The 14,116-nt window shown below is 39.3% G+C and carries 17 protein-coding genes and 4 pseudogenes; 10 read left to right on the top strand and 11 right to left on the bottom strand.

Annotated elements, in window-relative coordinates; translation table 11 throughout:
• Nucleotides 1-243 precede the first annotated feature (243 nt).
• The gene (locus ACTNEW_RS15555; protein WP_441062610.1) at nt 244-618 is read left to right on the top strand and encodes a MerR family transcriptional regulator; all 375 of its coding nucleotides are present in this window, start codon (nt 244-246) and stop codon (nt 616-618) included.
• Between the two features lie 2 nt (nt 619-620).
• Here the strand turns inward: ACTNEW_RS15555 and ACTNEW_RS15550 are convergent.
• Nucleotides 621-695, bottom strand: a pseudogene (locus ACTNEW_RS15550) (DUF6783 domain-containing protein); the annotation flags it as partial.
• Nucleotides 696-817: 122 nt separating this feature from the next.
• Here ACTNEW_RS15550 and ACTNEW_RS15545 point away from each other — a divergent pair.
• A complete protein-coding gene (locus ACTNEW_RS15545; protein ID WP_441062608.1) occupies nt 818-1,945 on the top strand; it encodes an aldo/keto reductase in 1,128 nt (375 codons plus the stop codon).
• Here ACTNEW_RS15545 and ACTNEW_RS15540 read toward each other — a convergent pair.
• A pseudogene (locus tag ACTNEW_RS15540) lies at nt 1,911-2,096 on the bottom strand (DUF6783 domain-containing protein). The gene ACTNEW_RS15545 and the pseudogene ACTNEW_RS15540 sit on opposite strands and share 35 nt — an antisense overlap.
• Between ACTNEW_RS15540 and ACTNEW_RS15535 the strand changes: the two are divergent.
• Nucleotides 2,013-2,276 (top strand): annotated as a pseudogene (locus tag ACTNEW_RS15535) (DUF6783 domain-containing protein); the annotation flags it as partial. The pseudogenes ACTNEW_RS15540 and ACTNEW_RS15535 sit on opposite strands and share 84 nt — an antisense overlap.
• Here the strand turns inward: ACTNEW_RS15535 and ACTNEW_RS15530 are convergent.
• The 3 genes from ACTNEW_RS15530 to ACTNEW_RS15520 all read right to left on the bottom strand — a co-directional run bounded on the left by ACTNEW_RS15530 (nt 2,162) and on the right by ACTNEW_RS15520 (nt 5,902).
• Entirely contained in the window at nt 2,162-2,986 is an 825-nt protein-coding gene (locus tag ACTNEW_RS15530; protein WP_441062606.1) for a Cof-type HAD-IIB family hydrolase, read from the bottom strand. The pseudogene ACTNEW_RS15535 and the gene ACTNEW_RS15530 sit on opposite strands and share 115 nt — an antisense overlap.
• Complete coding sequence (locus ACTNEW_RS15525; RefSeq protein WP_441062604.1) at nt 2,961-4,682, bottom strand: GGDEF domain-containing protein; 1,722 nt, start codon at nt 4,680-4,682, stop codon at nt 2,961-2,963. The genes ACTNEW_RS15530 and ACTNEW_RS15525 overlap by 26 nt, the downstream gene beginning before the upstream one ends.
• A 452-nt stretch (nt 4,683-5,134) precedes the next feature.
• Nucleotides 5,135-5,902 carry a GNAT family N-acetyltransferase gene (locus ACTNEW_RS15520; RefSeq protein WP_441062603.1) on the bottom strand — a complete coding sequence of 256 codons (768 nt, stop codon included), beginning with the start codon at nt 5,900-5,902 and terminating at the stop codon, nt 5,135-5,137.
• 330 nt (nt 5,903-6,232) lie between these two features.
• Between ACTNEW_RS15520 and ACTNEW_RS15515 the strand changes: the two genes are divergently transcribed.
• On the top strand, nt 6,233-6,943 hold the full coding sequence (locus ACTNEW_RS15515) for a hypothetical protein (RefSeq protein ID WP_441062602.1): 711 nt from the start codon (nt 6,233-6,235) through the stop codon (nt 6,941-6,943).
• Between the two features lie 330 nt (nt 6,944-7,273).
• On the opposite strand, the gene ACTNEW_RS15510 is transcribed toward ACTNEW_RS15515, so the two are convergent.
• The 4 genes from ACTNEW_RS15510 to ACTNEW_RS15495 all read right to left on the bottom strand — a co-directional run bounded on the left by ACTNEW_RS15510 (nt 7,274) and on the right by ACTNEW_RS15495 (nt 9,935).
• Nucleotides 7,274-8,488, bottom strand: coding sequence for an integrase DNA-binding domain-containing protein (locus ACTNEW_RS15510; protein WP_441062601.1), 1,215 nt, complete (start codon nt 8,486-8,488; stop codon nt 7,274-7,276).
• A 104-nt stretch (nt 8,489-8,592) separates the two neighbouring features.
• Nucleotides 8,593-8,814 (bottom strand): excisionase, encoded by a 222-nt coding sequence (locus ACTNEW_RS15505; RefSeq protein WP_021650362.1) that lies wholly within the window; start codon nt 8,812-8,814, stop codon nt 8,593-8,595.
• A gap of 424 nt (nt 8,815-9,238) precedes the next feature.
• Nucleotides 9,239-9,511 carry a helix-turn-helix domain-containing protein gene (locus ACTNEW_RS15500; RefSeq protein WP_015541278.1) on the bottom strand — a complete coding sequence of 91 codons (273 nt, stop codon included), beginning with the start codon at nt 9,509-9,511 and terminating at the stop codon, nt 9,239-9,241.
• Complete coding sequence (locus ACTNEW_RS15495; protein ID WP_279207088.1) at nt 9,498-9,935, bottom strand: RNA polymerase sigma factor; 438 nt, start codon at nt 9,933-9,935, stop codon at nt 9,498-9,500. Before ACTNEW_RS15495 ends, ACTNEW_RS15500 begins: the two co-directional genes overlap by 14 nt.
• Nucleotides 9,936-10,439: 504 nt before the next feature.
• Between ACTNEW_RS15495 and ACTNEW_RS15490 the strand changes: the two genes are divergently transcribed.
• Entirely contained in the window at nt 10,440-10,799 is a 360-nt protein-coding gene (locus ACTNEW_RS15490; protein ID WP_015524620.1) for a helix-turn-helix domain-containing protein, read from the top strand.
• Nucleotides 10,800-10,862: 63 nt separating this feature from the next.
• Here the strand turns inward: ACTNEW_RS15490 and ACTNEW_RS15485 are convergent, their stop codons facing one another.
• Complete coding sequence (locus tag ACTNEW_RS15485; protein ID WP_005426510.1) at nt 10,863-11,198, bottom strand: hypothetical protein; 336 nt, start codon at nt 11,196-11,198, stop codon at nt 10,863-10,865.
• Between the two features lie 171 nt (nt 11,199-11,369).
• Here ACTNEW_RS15485 and ACTNEW_RS15480 point away from each other — a divergent pair, with 171 nt between their 5' ends.
• From ACTNEW_RS15480 to ACTNEW_RS15470, 3 genes are all read left to right on the top strand, one after another.
• Nucleotides 11,370-11,633: a helix-turn-helix domain-containing protein gene (locus ACTNEW_RS15480; protein WP_015541275.1), complete on the top strand. Its 264-nt coding sequence runs from the start codon at nt 11,370-11,372 to the stop codon at nt 11,631-11,633.
• A gap of 94 nt (nt 11,634-11,727) precedes the next feature.
• Nucleotides 11,728-11,901, top strand: a complete 174-nt coding sequence (locus tag ACTNEW_RS15475) for a hypothetical protein (protein WP_005426514.1) — start codon at nt 11,728-11,730, stop codon at nt 11,899-11,901.
• Entirely contained in the window at nt 11,888-12,226 is a 339-nt protein-coding gene (locus ACTNEW_RS15470) for a type II toxin-antitoxin system RelE/ParE family toxin (protein WP_019162149.1), read from the top strand. The genes ACTNEW_RS15475 and ACTNEW_RS15470 overlap by 14 nt, the downstream gene beginning before the upstream one ends.
• A gap of 47 nt (nt 12,227-12,273) precedes the next feature.
• On the opposite strand, the gene ACTNEW_RS15465 is transcribed toward ACTNEW_RS15470, so the two are convergent.
• A complete protein-coding gene (locus tag ACTNEW_RS15465; protein ID WP_019162150.1) occupies nt 12,274-12,633 on the bottom strand; it encodes an MmcQ/YjbR family DNA-binding protein in 360 nt (119 codons plus the stop codon).
• 400 nt (nt 12,634-13,033) lie between these two features.
• Between ACTNEW_RS15465 and ACTNEW_RS15460 the strand changes: the two genes are divergently transcribed.
• Both ACTNEW_RS15460 and ACTNEW_RS15455 read left to right on the top strand, forming a co-directional pair.
• Nucleotides 13,034-13,375 carry a plasmid mobilization protein gene (locus tag ACTNEW_RS15460; RefSeq protein ID WP_005426517.1) on the top strand — a complete coding sequence of 114 codons (342 nt, stop codon included), beginning with the start codon at nt 13,034-13,036 and terminating at the stop codon, nt 13,373-13,375.
• Nucleotides 13,324-14,004: pseudogene (locus ACTNEW_RS15455) on the top strand (relaxase/mobilization nuclease domain-containing protein); the annotation flags it as partial. The gene ACTNEW_RS15460 and the pseudogene ACTNEW_RS15455, both read left to right, overlap by 52 nt.
• Nucleotides 14,005-14,116 lie beyond the last annotated feature (112 nt).

The following is a 14,116-nucleotide window of genomic DNA, read 5'->3' as shown; positions in this document are numbered from 1 at the left end:
CACATCACACTTCACAGTGTTTCGCACTGAACCAAAGTTCCGGAGAAAACCATACGCATAGTAAAACTCGAAGAATTCTCACATACAGTTGCTGAACTAAAGCCTTCTTTAGTTCACAAAAGCCCACTTTCCTTAATTCACAAACCCATAATTATTTTCACAAATCTATTGACTTAGAGTAAACTCCAGATGTTATACTATGACAAAACAGTTCTATAAAAATATACATAATCAGGAGAATTTATGACCATATCAGAAGTTAGTCGAAAATACAATCTTACCACGGACACACTGCGGTATTATGAACGAATCGGAGTTATTCCTCAGGTACACCGCACTGGTGCCGGACTGCGTGATTATACAGAAGAAGACTGCAGCTGGGTAGAACTGGTGAAATGCATGCGCAGCGCCGGACTTCCCATCGAAGCCATTGCCGAATATGTGAAACTGACACAGGAAGGGGAAGCTACCATCCCTGCCAGAAGGCAGCTGCTTGTGGAACAGCGGGCACAGCTTCAGGAACAGCTTACAAGCATTACCAGAGCCATGGAACGTCTGGATTATAAAATCTCACGTTACAATGAAGCAATCCGCACCGGCATTCTGACATGGGAATAAATCTACGACTGCTGCAGTAATTTTTTAAAAGTCCCAGACGGTGTTTGAAAATTGCTTTCCGCCAGATGTGCGTCACAATTGAATTCTCAAACACACTCTAGCAAGTAGACGTGAAACAGGACATGATTGTATATACAGAACTTTTATGATGTCTGCGTAAACAGACATTTCCGTCAACAAAAAAGAAGGGAGAATCATTATGATCTACAAAGAATTTCAGAACATCAAATTATCTGCTCTCGGCATGGGTACCATGCGTCTTCCGCTCAACAGCCAGAACGAAGCAGATATCGATGAAGCTGCTTCTGCAGAAATGGTAGAATATGCGATCAATCATGGCATCAACTATTTCGACACTGCATGGGGTTATCACAGCGGAAATTCGGAGCTTGTCATGGGCCGTATTTTATCCCGTTACCCACGCGAAAGCTTTTATCTTGCCACTAAATTCCCGGGCTATGATGTCTCAAATATGGACAAAGTAGGAGAAATTTTTGAAAAACAGCTTGAAAAATGCGATGTGGAATACTTTGATTTTTACCTGTTCCACAATGTATGCGAAAAAAATATCAACGAATATCTGGATCCCAAATACGGTATTTTTGATTATCTGATGAAACAGAAAGAAAACGGCCGCATCCGTCATCTGGGCTTTTCCGCACACGGCAGCTACGATGTCATGAAACGTTTTCTGGATGCTTACGGTGACCATATGGAGTTCTGTCAGATTCAGCTCAACTACATTGACTGGTCTTTCCAGGATGCCAAAGAAAAAGTGGAACTTCTGGATGAATATCATATCCCGGTATGGGTTATGGAACCTCTCCGCGGAGGCAAGCTTGCTGCTCTTTCCGAAGAACATACAGATGCTCTCAAAGCGCTCCGTCCGGATGAAGAAATCCCGGCATGGGCTTTCCGTTTCCTGCAGACACTTCCCAGTGTAACCATGATCCTTTCCGGAATGTCCAATTTTGAACAGGTAAAGGATAATATCCATACCTTTGAAACAGAAAAACCGCTGAATGAAACAGAGATGAAGACGATTCTGAATATTGCTGACAAAATGGCAAACGGTGTTCCGTGTACCGCATGCCGTTACTGTACAGACCATTGTCCTCAGGGAATTGATATTCCTTCCATCATAAAAATGTATAATGAACATACCTTTACCGGAGGCGGCTTCCTCGCTCCGATGCTGATTCAGACTCTTCCGGAAGCCAAACGCCCAAGTGCCTGCCTTGGCTGCCAGAGCTGTGAAGCTGTATGTCCTCAGGGAATCAAAATTTCTGAAATCATGGCTGATTTTGCGAAAAAATTACAGGGCTAGAATATGTTTGAAAATTGCTTTCCGACAGATGTGCGTCACAATTTGTGGGGAATTTAACTCAAATGAGGGAGGCATAGCGGGCTATGTTGACCGAATGCGAGACAAATTTCCCGCAAAGTGGGGCGTGCAGATGGCGGTAATGAATTTTCAAACACGCTCTAAAACACATGAGCCATTATTTCAGAAATATCAGAGTCTCTTTCATAACATGTTCCCTTATCGTATGAACTTAAGGATTTCTTTCGCCACACCATCTTCGTTATTATTGCCGGCTAATGCAAAAGCCGCTTTTTTACAGTTTTCCATTCCGTTTTCCATGGCAAATCCATAGCGGACTTCCGTAAGCATATCAATATCATTATCCGCATCGCCAAAAGCCATGGCTTCTTCTCCGGATATTCCGAGAAAATCAAGAAGATATCGCAATGTCTTTCCTTTTCCAGCATCTTTGTGCCCTACTTCCAGCATATGCGGCACAGAAGAAGTCACATAAATATCCGGAATCTTTTCTTCAAGAAGCATCTGCAGTTCTCTGCGTTTCTGAGCATCTGCACAGGTAAAGGCCAGACTGTCGATTTTTCCCGCATGCTCCTGAATAAAAAGACGGATATTCTTCACCGGATTTCTGGTACGTTTTACATAGGCAGCACCGTATGCGGTTGCACCATACTTTTGAGGATCTGCAATATAACTCTCCTCTGAATACGGTGCTCCCTCCCAGAATGCTTCCAAAGCAATCGCCGGATCCAGTTCCAGTCCAAGAATCTTTTCCACCGATTCTTTTGACAGAAGGCATTCGTAAATTCTTCTGCTCTGTGAAACAGAATAGACAGCAGCACCATTGGAAGTGATTACATATTCCGTATGTCCCAGTTCCAGCACTTCTTTCGGAACAGCACGGAAAGCCCGTCCGGTAGCCGGAACAAAACAAATCCCCTGCTCCTGTACTTCTTCTATCACCTTTCTGGTAAATGGAGTGATTTCTTTTTTGTCTGTCAAAAAAGTACCATCCAGATCAGTCGCAATCAGCTTTATTTTCATTCTTTCCTTCGTCAGTTTTCTCATCAAAATTACCTGTATTCAAAATCTCTTTCAGTTTTCGTTTATTTTCATACATATTTTCATCAGCTCGTTTCATCGCATCTTCAAGTGTCCGGTCTTCCGGCCTGATTCGGGCAATTCCGGTAGCAACACAGCACAGCGGAGAAATTTCGCTGCACTTTTTACGCACCAGAGAGTGAAACTCTGCATTCATCACATCTATTTCCGACTCTGTAAGACCACTTCCCCAGAACAGAAACTCATCGCCGCCCATCCGGTAGCAGACTCCCCATGCGCCAAACACTTCCCGCAGCGCCTCCGCACAATTCTTAATATACGCATCACCTGCATAATGACCAATACTATCATTGATTTTTTTCAGATCATTCAAATCTGCCATCACAAGCACATCTTCTCCGCCGGCAGTCCACTCTTTTTCTCTTTCCGTAAAAGAACGGCGGTTCATACAGTCTGTCATCTGATCAACATAAGACAGATTTCTGTAATACAGCGTGCGGAGCCCCTGAGAATAAAGACTCATTGCCCGGCGTATCGAATCAAAAACAATAATCACATAAAAGAACAACACTCCTATGCAGAGAAATCTTCCCATATCCACTTCCAGACGGATCAGATCTACAACCAGTTCCACACAGGCAAATCCCCCAAACACAGACAGAGCGATTACCATAGAAACCATCTTTTTGTTATTGTTATTATGATAATCCCAATATATCAAGAACACCGTAATGACGCACATCAAAAGGAAAAGCACCAGAGAATCATTCAGCAGCTCCATAAAATCCTGAATGTCCAGAATCTGCAGCAGAATCAGCATTCCAAGATAGATTATTGCCAACCATCTCTGAAATCTGCATATTTTTTTATACCGGAACCCTGGCAGGTCTTCAATAATTTTCAAAAGAGGAAGCGGTATCAGATGCAGAGAAACCAGTGTCAGATTATACCACCACACCAGTTTTCCTGTAAAAAACTGCAGCATCTGACTTTCCCCAAACATCCAGATTCCTGTCAATATCCCGAAGATACCAAGCATCAGAATCTGCATACTGAACACTTTTCTGAATGTATACACAACACAGACGATAATCAGAAATATCCCGATAATAATCAGCAGAACTGCAGCCAGCAGACGCCATCCATAGGAACGGATAATAAAAGAAAGCAGCGCTGATTTTGTCCCCACATATACCGGTTTCAGCAGGCCCTGATAATCTTTATAAGGAGAATACAGTTCTATCTGCAGTTTTTTGCCCTCACAGTCAGAAGGCAGTCTTAACATGACCCAACTGCTCGATGGCTCTCTTCCCAGAACATTTTTGCCAGAATCCAGAAAGCCCTGCTCCAGCAAAAGGATTCCATCGATCCAGATACGGACTTCTGACTGGGAAGCCCGGAAACACAGAGAATTCCCGTAATCTTTGATGTTTTCCGGAATTGTTGTCGTTATCACAGTCTTCCCATTCTCATCGCATGAAAAATAAGCCGGAAGTTCCTCACTTGTCCGAGATTCCGTCTCTGTATGCCATGTTGTTTTCCATTCACTGACTGTTTCTGTACCAAAAGATTCTTCCACCGGACTTTCTTTCCATGCAAGAATTAGAAACCAGGCAAGCATGATAAAGAACACTGTCGAAATCAATATACCTGTATTTTTCCATCGTCTTTCTGTCATAATCGCAATTATCTCCATATTGACCGTTGATTTCGGCATTAGAGCGGGTTTGAAAATTGCTCTGGCCCGATACCGCAGCTGTTACTGTTCATATTTTTCTGTTGCCTGTACCGGAAAATGAATATCTGTTGGGCTTCAGCATCAATTATGTATGATACAGTATCTATCATATTTTAGTATACCCTATTTTCCAATAATTGGAAATAGAACATTTTCTATATTCTTTATAACACTTCTATTTGAACGAAAATCTTTGCCTGCAGAAACTTTTATTGTAATTCTCTGATTTCTGGAAATTCTGAAACTGACTCTGTTTTAGTAATCTATGACTTGTGAAAATTCTGAAACTGACTCTGGTTTTTCAGTAACCTCTAACTTCTGAAAATCCTCAAACTGACTCTGGTTTTCAGTAACCTCTAACTTCTGAAAATCCTCAAACTAACTCTGGGTTTTCAGTAACCTCTGATTTCATAAGCATCATATGCATGACAGTAATGATACCCCAGTTTTTCTGCCAGGGCAACGGACCACAGATTCCGTGCATCCCAGTTCGGATACAAATTCCTGTCCAGACATTCGAGAATCAGTCTTGCCCCACAGACATACGCAAGTCCCTTTCTGCGGAAAGGCTCTTTTGTACCGATTTCAATTTCTATCCCCTCATGATAACTGGAATAACTCGACGCACCGGAAACAAGTTCCCCGTCTTTCAGTACAAATGCTCCAATCCCCAGTTTTTGGAATGAGGCATAATCTCTGTACTGTGCAATAAAATCCCGGCTCCATTCCTGTGCCGCACATTTCTGGTAAATATCCTCATCCATCAGGCGAAGTTCAAATCCTTCCGGAAGTCCGGCCACGACTTTTTCCAGATGTACCCGATCAAAAATCCCCGGTTCTTTTTTGATTGCATATCGCGATACTTTTTTTGCTTTCTCTCCATAGCACTTTTCAATCAACACTCCCCACTGTGCATTCTGCGGAACCATAATTACAAAATCCTTTTCTCGCCATTGCGGCTTGAACAGGATCAGTTCTTCTGACGGTTTCCCCGCATAATAGGCAAAATCCCCCAGTATCGCCATGACAGACTGCGGATTTTCCGGATTATCTGCATACAATTCTCCCATTACGCCCTGCATACAGGACCATAAAAGTGATTCCTGCCAATCCCCAAACAGTTTCCTGGCAAGCTCACCATTCTCCAACCGATCAATCATTCGTTTTCCCCCTCTTATTCTCTGTTCTCTGTTCTCTGTTCTCTGTTCTCTGTTCTCTGTTCTCTGAATCATTATATCTTGTTTTCAAAAAACGCTCAACAAGGAAAATATCATTATCACCTTCATCATCCACGACTTACTTTCTTCATCGGGAAACACTTCACGGAATATTTCCCATCCATGTACCACTCTGCAGTCATTTCTGTTTAAAAATCAACTTTCTTCACAAAAAATTCACATAATTTCTTCAGAAATCATCCACAAAACGCCAAATATCCTATATAATAGAGAGAAGCGAAATCCATCCGGAAATACACAAAGGAGGCCACCATGGACATTAAGTTCAAAAAGACAACCCTGGACGATGATGCCTTAATGTATAACAAATCAAAAGACACCATCACAAAAGAAGAACTCAAAAATCTTCCATTTAAACAAAAGCTAATCTATTTCAAGGATTACTATGCCAAAAGAACAATTGTGGTGATCATCATCATCGCGGTACTCATTTCCATACTCAACACCACCGTTTTCAACCGCGCCACCTGTCAGCTTTCCCTGATTCTGATCAATGGACAGCTGGAGGAAGCAGAAGCCCTGAGCGATTCTCTTGAAGAATACCTGGAAATCACCAATAAAAACGATTATGTATCCACTGAAACTTTCAATATTTCCGACTATCAGATGAATATGGCATTCATGACAAGAATCTGGGCGGCCAGTACCGATATCCTGATCTGTTCCCGGACAGATTTTGAAGAACAGGCTGCCAGAGGGTATTGTGCCGATTTAAGTGAAACCCTTCCGGAAGAGTTGTATGCCTCTCTGGCTGACCGTATCGTGGAAGGTCAGGTGGAGGAACTTGATGAGGATGGAAATGTTATTTCGCGTTCTGATCCGACACCTTTCGGTATTGATATTTCCGACAGCAGCATTCTGGAAGAGTATGAACTCTACTGTCCGGATCCTGTACTGTGCATCACCGCCAATTCACCCAATCTGGAAAACGCCCTGAAGACGATTTCCTATTTTGTAGACTGATTCCAGGCTTATTTTACCTGACACATTTTCCACAAAAATGGAGCAGATTCCTTAATTTCTGAGGAATCTGCTCTGTTTGTATGTTGCCGTGGCAGACAAATAACACTCTTATCATTGCTTAAAACTCCTTGAAATGCTGTATTTACGCTGTTTACAGGCATTTTCCGATAATCTTCAATCCTGTCATTTTCCTGTATATCACAGCATAAATTCGTATATTTTCTTATCCAAATTTAGTAACTTCTTAGTAATAACCAGCCTGGAAAACAGGCTCTCTAAGAACCTTATAATCAGATTATTTTTAATTCTTTTTTCTATTGTTTTATCATACTATGCCAGTTTTGCAATCCTATTCATCTCTTCTTTTGCATCAATTAATCCCAGATGCGTATATACATTTAACGTAACCCCTATATCAGAATGTCCCATTAAATATTGGAGTGCTTTCGGATTCATTCCAGCTTTCGCCATATTGGAACAATATGTATTCCTACATACATGAGGCGTGATCTTTGGCATTTGTTCCTCATGAGTACGATTATACTTTCCTAACGCCCACTGAAAATGTTTTTCCCAATGGAGTGCTACCTCAGGCATATCTTTTTTATCCAGGAATAAAAATCGACTATATCCATCTATAATCGGCTCAACCCTTACTTTTTTACGGTTTTTCACAATCTGTTCAAAACATTCATAAACTTCATCTGTCATCGGCAACATTCGTGTTCCACTTGAAGTTTTGGTATCTTCAATGACGTACTGCATTCCTCTGGTTCTCTGAAGCTGATGATTCACATTGATTTTTCTCTCCTGAAGATCAATATCTTTCACTGTCAATCCACAAAACTCAGAAATACGAAGTCCAGTCTTAAACAAAATAAACATTCCATTATAGTATTTTGAGTAATGGTCATCATTTCGGATAAACTCCAGAAATAACTCTTCCTGTTCTTTTGTAATTGCCTGTCTTGTAACACTGTCATTTACGACAACTGTACATAATTGAAATTCAAAAGGATTCTTGCGCAGTAAATCATCTTCAACTGCCATCTGAAATGCAGGTCTTACAATTCCACGCACACTGTGAATGGAACTGTATCCTCTTCCATCTGCTTGCAGCTTAATAAACCATGCTTTTGCATCCGACAATTTTATTTTATCTATTCTTCTGGTTCCGAATTCTTCTTTTTTTATTATATTGATCACAAAATCATAGTTCGCCTGAGTATTATGACGAACCCCCTTTTTTTGTCCAATATATTTTTGAACCAAATCCAAAACTGTTAAATTTCCTCCGTAAGGTACTATACCATCATGTAAATCTCTTTGGATATTTTTTTCTTTTTCCCTTAGAGCTAAGCATGGTCTGCATCCAGTTGGCAGAGAATCTGTTGGCTCTAATTTCCAACTATACAAAAACTTCTGCTTTCCATAACAATCTGTATATACAAACGCATATCTTCCATCTTTTCTCTGACTTTCTCCGTTTCGTAAAATTCGACCTTTTTTATCTCGTCGTTTTTGGTCACGTTTTGTTTTACCCAAACGTCTTCGCCCCTTTCTACGAAGAAGCCCTAGCACGATATAGGTATTATATCATACCAGGGCTAACATTTCCACTTTAAAGTGCTAAATTGTTCGTATATTTTTTACAAAGACGTAGTCTGATCCAGAAAGGCCTCAAATTTCTTACGGTTAATCAATGACTTACACCCCACCTGGACTGTAAAGCAACATTCTGAATTTAGATGTTCCGAAATAAGCATCCTTATTTTCTTTTCACCTATTCCGAAATATTGCACTGCTTCATCCACCGTAAGCATATATTTTTCCCAAATTGGAATCTTACCTTTTTCAATTTTAATCGCCACTCTTCTCTCCTCCTTTTCTCTTTGGACAAAACATTTTTATCTGCCCATGACAATTTACAATTTTATACACTGTCATCGGCAGATAAAATTACAATACAGGTGGCAGTTCAGTACTCTGCCCACATCGGTTTTGCACCGTCATTAAATATGACCAGCTTTTTTCTGGAAGTATCATTATCACAGATATGCTTCGTCGCCCTGTGCAGCTGCTACACATTTTGTCAAATTCTTCTCGCTCCATACCTTTACTTCAATGTTATATTTCAGCATTTCCTCGTATTTACTCCATTAACAGAGCAGATATATCATGGCGGATTTACCTAGTGGCTCTACATATCTTCACGTCCTGTATGTAAAACAATATACAATTTTCAAGGTACAAAAATTCCTGAAGGGGAAAAGGAATCTATATTAAATACTCCCTTTACTGATTACTTTTCCTTACATATGATTTCGTATCAAATCCCAAGGTCTTAGTAATCAGTTTTGCTTCCAGGCGTTGACGCAGAGTTTCATCTACACAGTAATGTACCTGTCCAAATTCGTCAAACATTTTTCTGGTAGCCAAAACTGTTATGTACCCTTCATAATGCTTCAACACTGCCTGGATTGCCTCAGTATCACCAGTTGATGCTGCCTCAATAACATGGAATGGCAGCAAATCAAATGCGCATTTCTGTTTTTTACTTTTTTTCATTTGCAGATTCCTCCATATTTTTTCTCATCAGTTCCAGTGATCGTCTACGATGCTCATTAATTGTGCTGCGTACAAGATTCATTTCTCTGGCAATGTCTGCATCACTCATATCCATAAAATATGATAATAACACAACATTCCTTTTCTTTTCAGTAAGTGTCTGCAGTGCTTCAGCAATCAATGCATCTTTGACTTCTATGTCGTAACCCAGGACCTGAAAACGATGTGTTTCCATTTCATGCTCATCCATTATAAAAAGTCTGCTCAACTCCTTTTCTGATAATTCTGACAACATCACTTCATACTTCTGGCGATATGCCATATGCTTTTCATAATTAATAACTTCACTTTTCAATGCCAGCTTGCACAGAGAATCAAACTGATGTCTGACTGTCTGCTCATCTTGAAAAGAGGATTGCTTCATAAGAGTTCACCTCCTTCCCCGCCGGTAGGCAATAAGCAAAGTTCTTGCTTCCCCTTCACACATATCCCAAACGGATGAGTGCATTTGTCGGGGTGTGGGAAGAAATTTTTAAAAAATTTCTTAATAAATACGAGAAAATTGTTTTTCCTGTATTTTGAGGTATATAAAAAACGTCCTAATGGGTAGTTTTTAGCCCATCGGACGCTATTTATATCAAAAGATAATATTTTGCCATCATTTTTTGTGGCATATAATTCACTTTTTGAGGTAAAGAAATTTATTTGCTTTTTTGAACTATTTATCTATTTCATCCGTCACGTAATGACGGATATGATACCAGACAATAAAATTCTTAATCTTTCCTATACCTCCGGATCTGTTTTACGGAAATTCAGAATTTTATATGTCTTTTAAAAAGTGAAATATCACCCTCTTTTTTAGTGAAATATTAGTTCATTTTCTTTCAAGAAAGGGAACTATACACTAAACATGGAGGTGTATCATATGCCAAAACAAACAGATAAAGAACTGGGATTGTTTTTTAAGAACGCCCGACACGAGCAAAAATTGACTTATGAAGAATTAGCTGAAAAAGCAGAAATGTCCAGCCGATATTTAAAGGAAATTGAAAATGGGGGCCGAGTTCCGAGTTTTCATAAAATCAGAAAACTGGTACGCGCTTTAAATGTTCCTCCTGAACCATTGTTTTATCCAAACAATCATACAGATAATCTTGATTATCAACGCCTGCTCATGTACCTGTCAAAATGCAACGATGAGCAAATTACCGCTATCCTTGCCATCGTAGAAGCATACCTGCGCACATACAAAATTCCTACAGACCACGATAAACAAGATCCCTGAAATTCATTTGAATTCTATCTGAATTATTCTGAAGAAGCGGTATGGTTTCCCATACCGCCACTCTTAACGTGCATATTTTTCTATCATTCTCTTAACATTCGTGGATTTCTTTATTGCCCCTATATTAATAAGAAACTCAACTACATCCATCATTCCCTGGTAATAAGCCCGCTGCTCCTCTTCATAATGGAAATGTTCTAACTGATCCAGATATTTATTCCAGAAATTCTGCTCACGCTCTGGGATTTTTTCCAGATGTAGTGGCAGCTTCTTTTGTATTTGTTTCAAATTCTTCTCTGCTTCTTTCCATTCTTCCGGCTGTACTGTATATTCTCTTTCTCCGGAGTCACAGCGCAATTCCTCAAATAAATTCGATACTGCTTCATAAAATTCATTCATCTTCTTTCCACCTCTCATTAGAATTATTTCTCATTACAGGCAGCATTATCATTTTCTTATTTCAAAAATCAAATAAACTTTCCAAAAACTTCATCTTTAGAAGTATAGTAACAATATTTTTCCTTAAAATCAATAATAATACTTCATCTTTAGAAACTTTTGAGGATCAGAATGATTATTTATTGGGATAAAAAAACGAACAGTAAAAACAGAATAGGACAACGGGTAAAAGAATTACGAAAGGCTCATAATCTTACTCAGAAAACACTCGCTGCCAAATTACAACTTGCAGGATATGATTTTAATGATCTGGCAATCCTGCGAATTGAACAAGGCACACGTTTCGTTCCCGACTACGAAGTTGTCGCACTGGCCGAAGTATTTAATGTTTCCTGCGAATATCTTCTTGGTCTGACGGACGCTCCTGCAAAATAATTCAATTGTATTGCTGCCCATTCTATGCTAAACTATGGATAGATACTTCTGAACAACATACACTATTTATAAACCGTATGATTGGAGTGATTTCATGGAATTAACAAAAAAAGTCCCTACAACCGATAAAAACCAGGAAAACAATCATCTTCTCCGCATGTTAGACCGGGGAATTGATGATATGGAAGCTGGTCGTGAATTGCCACTGGAAGATGCTTTTCGCAAAATCACAGAATTAAGGGATGCACGAAGAAATGCAAGAATATAAAATTATTTTAACCTGGGAAGCAATTTACGATGTTACAGACATTGCAGATTATATTGAAGAAGAATTCGGCCAGCAACGTGCTGACCGTTTTCAATCTGATCTGAAAGAACAAATGCAGAATTTAGGCCAGTTCAGTACTGCCTTTCCCCGAACTCAAATTCTGTACAGAGGATATTCCATACATAAAAGATCTTTTCCGCCATCTATTATTTTTTATATTATAATGGAAGAAACAAAAGAGATTCATATTCTCCGAGTGTTGCGCCATGAACGAGATTGGGAAAATATCCTGTTGCAAAGATCAACTTATACATATCCAGAATGAATACCTGGGAGCCAATCAGAGATTTTTCTGAAAGGCTTCCTTTTTTATTACTTCCCACTGTCAATTAAATCATAACTCATATCCAGAAAATCCAGCGTCTTAGCTTCACTGACAGAATCATCCAAAAGAATCGTAATCCAGTGTTGCTTATTCATATGATACCCCGGTAAAAATCCATACGTTTGAATAATCATCCCAACCAGATCAGGATCACATTTTACATCCAGGATGTCAATGTTTCCATCTTCTTCTAATCCCAGTATTTTCTTTTCCACTACCATAATTATAGCATACCATTTTCCATTTTTATGTCGAAGCACCGCAGAATCAGGATCTTTTTTCCATAAATATTCCGGTTCAGTTCCATATTGCTCTTTTACATATTGAAAAATTTCTTCACGTTTCAAATTTATCCCTCACTTACGATTTCTTTCTCTGATTATACGCTATCAGGATTGTATTCTCAACCACTTCTCACAGTTCTATTTATGTTTTATAGCTTTTGCATAGCCTGCTTTGCAGGCTACACCCCAAAAGAAGCAAGCACTGCCAGTGTCATGACACCTGGCTCATTTTGTCAAATTCCCTTTCCGGTTCATTCTACCAAAATGTATCAGGGAGTATCCCTGGCCCTCTCATATTTTATAATTTCTTAATTTGACGCTTTCACCCAGTCCTGTTAAAATAACTTACAGATACATCTGTCCAAACCAACAAAAAACCAAGTACCATAACTGTCATAGCCGAACTGGTTAGACAGTTTTTTTGTACTCTTTTTTATAGAAAAAAACGAATTGGAGGATTTCAATGAGCAAACGTACCAGAATTCATCCCGTACAATTTTATTTGAATGATGACGAACAATACATTTTAGAAGAAAAATATCGTCTTTCCAGGATGAAAAGCAAATCTGCCTTTCTACGGAAAATGATCTTATATGGATTTGTATATGAAGTAGACTACTCTCATATCCGAAAAATGAATACCCTGCTGGGCAATATCAGCAGCAATTTGAATCAGATCACCCATCGTATAAACAGTACCAATACAGTTTACCCAAAGGACCTGGACGATATAAAGGAGTTAATGGAAAAAATATGGCAGTTACAAAAATCCATGGTATCAAAACAACCGTTGATAAAGCAATAGAATACATCTGCAATCCAGATAAAACTGACCAGAATCTATATATTTCTTCCTTTGCCTGCTCTCCCGAAACAGCCGTTCTTGACTTTAAATACACTTTGGATCATACACATGACTGCAGAGATCCGCACAATACAAATAAGGCATTTCATCTGATTCAGGCATTTTCCCCTGGTGAAGTTTCCTATGAAGAAGCCCATCAAATTGGCAAAGAACTTGCGGATCGCTTACTGGAGGGAAAATACTCCTATGTTCTGACAACACACACTGATAAAGGTCATGTACATAACCATTTAATTTTCTGTTCTGCAGATAACATCACTTTTTCTCATTACCATGACTGTAAAAAGAATTACTGGAAAATACGAAATCTCAGCGACACTTTATGCCAGGAACATAACCTGTCCACAATTATGCCAGATGGTAAAAAAGGAATGAAATACAATGAATGGGCTGCAAATAAATCTGAATCCAGTAAAAAAGCGCAGCTGCGAAAAGATATCAACCAGACAATCCGAATCGTTTCCACTTACTCAGAATTTCTTGCATTTATGGAAGCTAAAGGATATGAAATAAAAAACGCAGAATTTGGCGAAAACAGCAGGAAATACATTACCTTTCGTTCTCCCGATAGAGCCTGTGAAAAAAAGTCTGTAAATAGCATATGGAAATATATGCGATAAGGGTCTTCTATGATAAAATCTAATTCATAGGAGGCCCTTTATTATGGCAAACAGAAAAAAA

This window comes from Blautia sp. HCP3S3_G3, from assembly GCF_052063365.1.
Classification (GTDB): domain Bacteria; phylum Bacillota; class Clostridia; order Lachnospirales; family Lachnospiraceae; genus Blautia_A.
The sequence above is the reverse complement of the archived record's forward strand: the minus strand, read 5'-3'. Positions and strand labels throughout refer to the sequence as shown.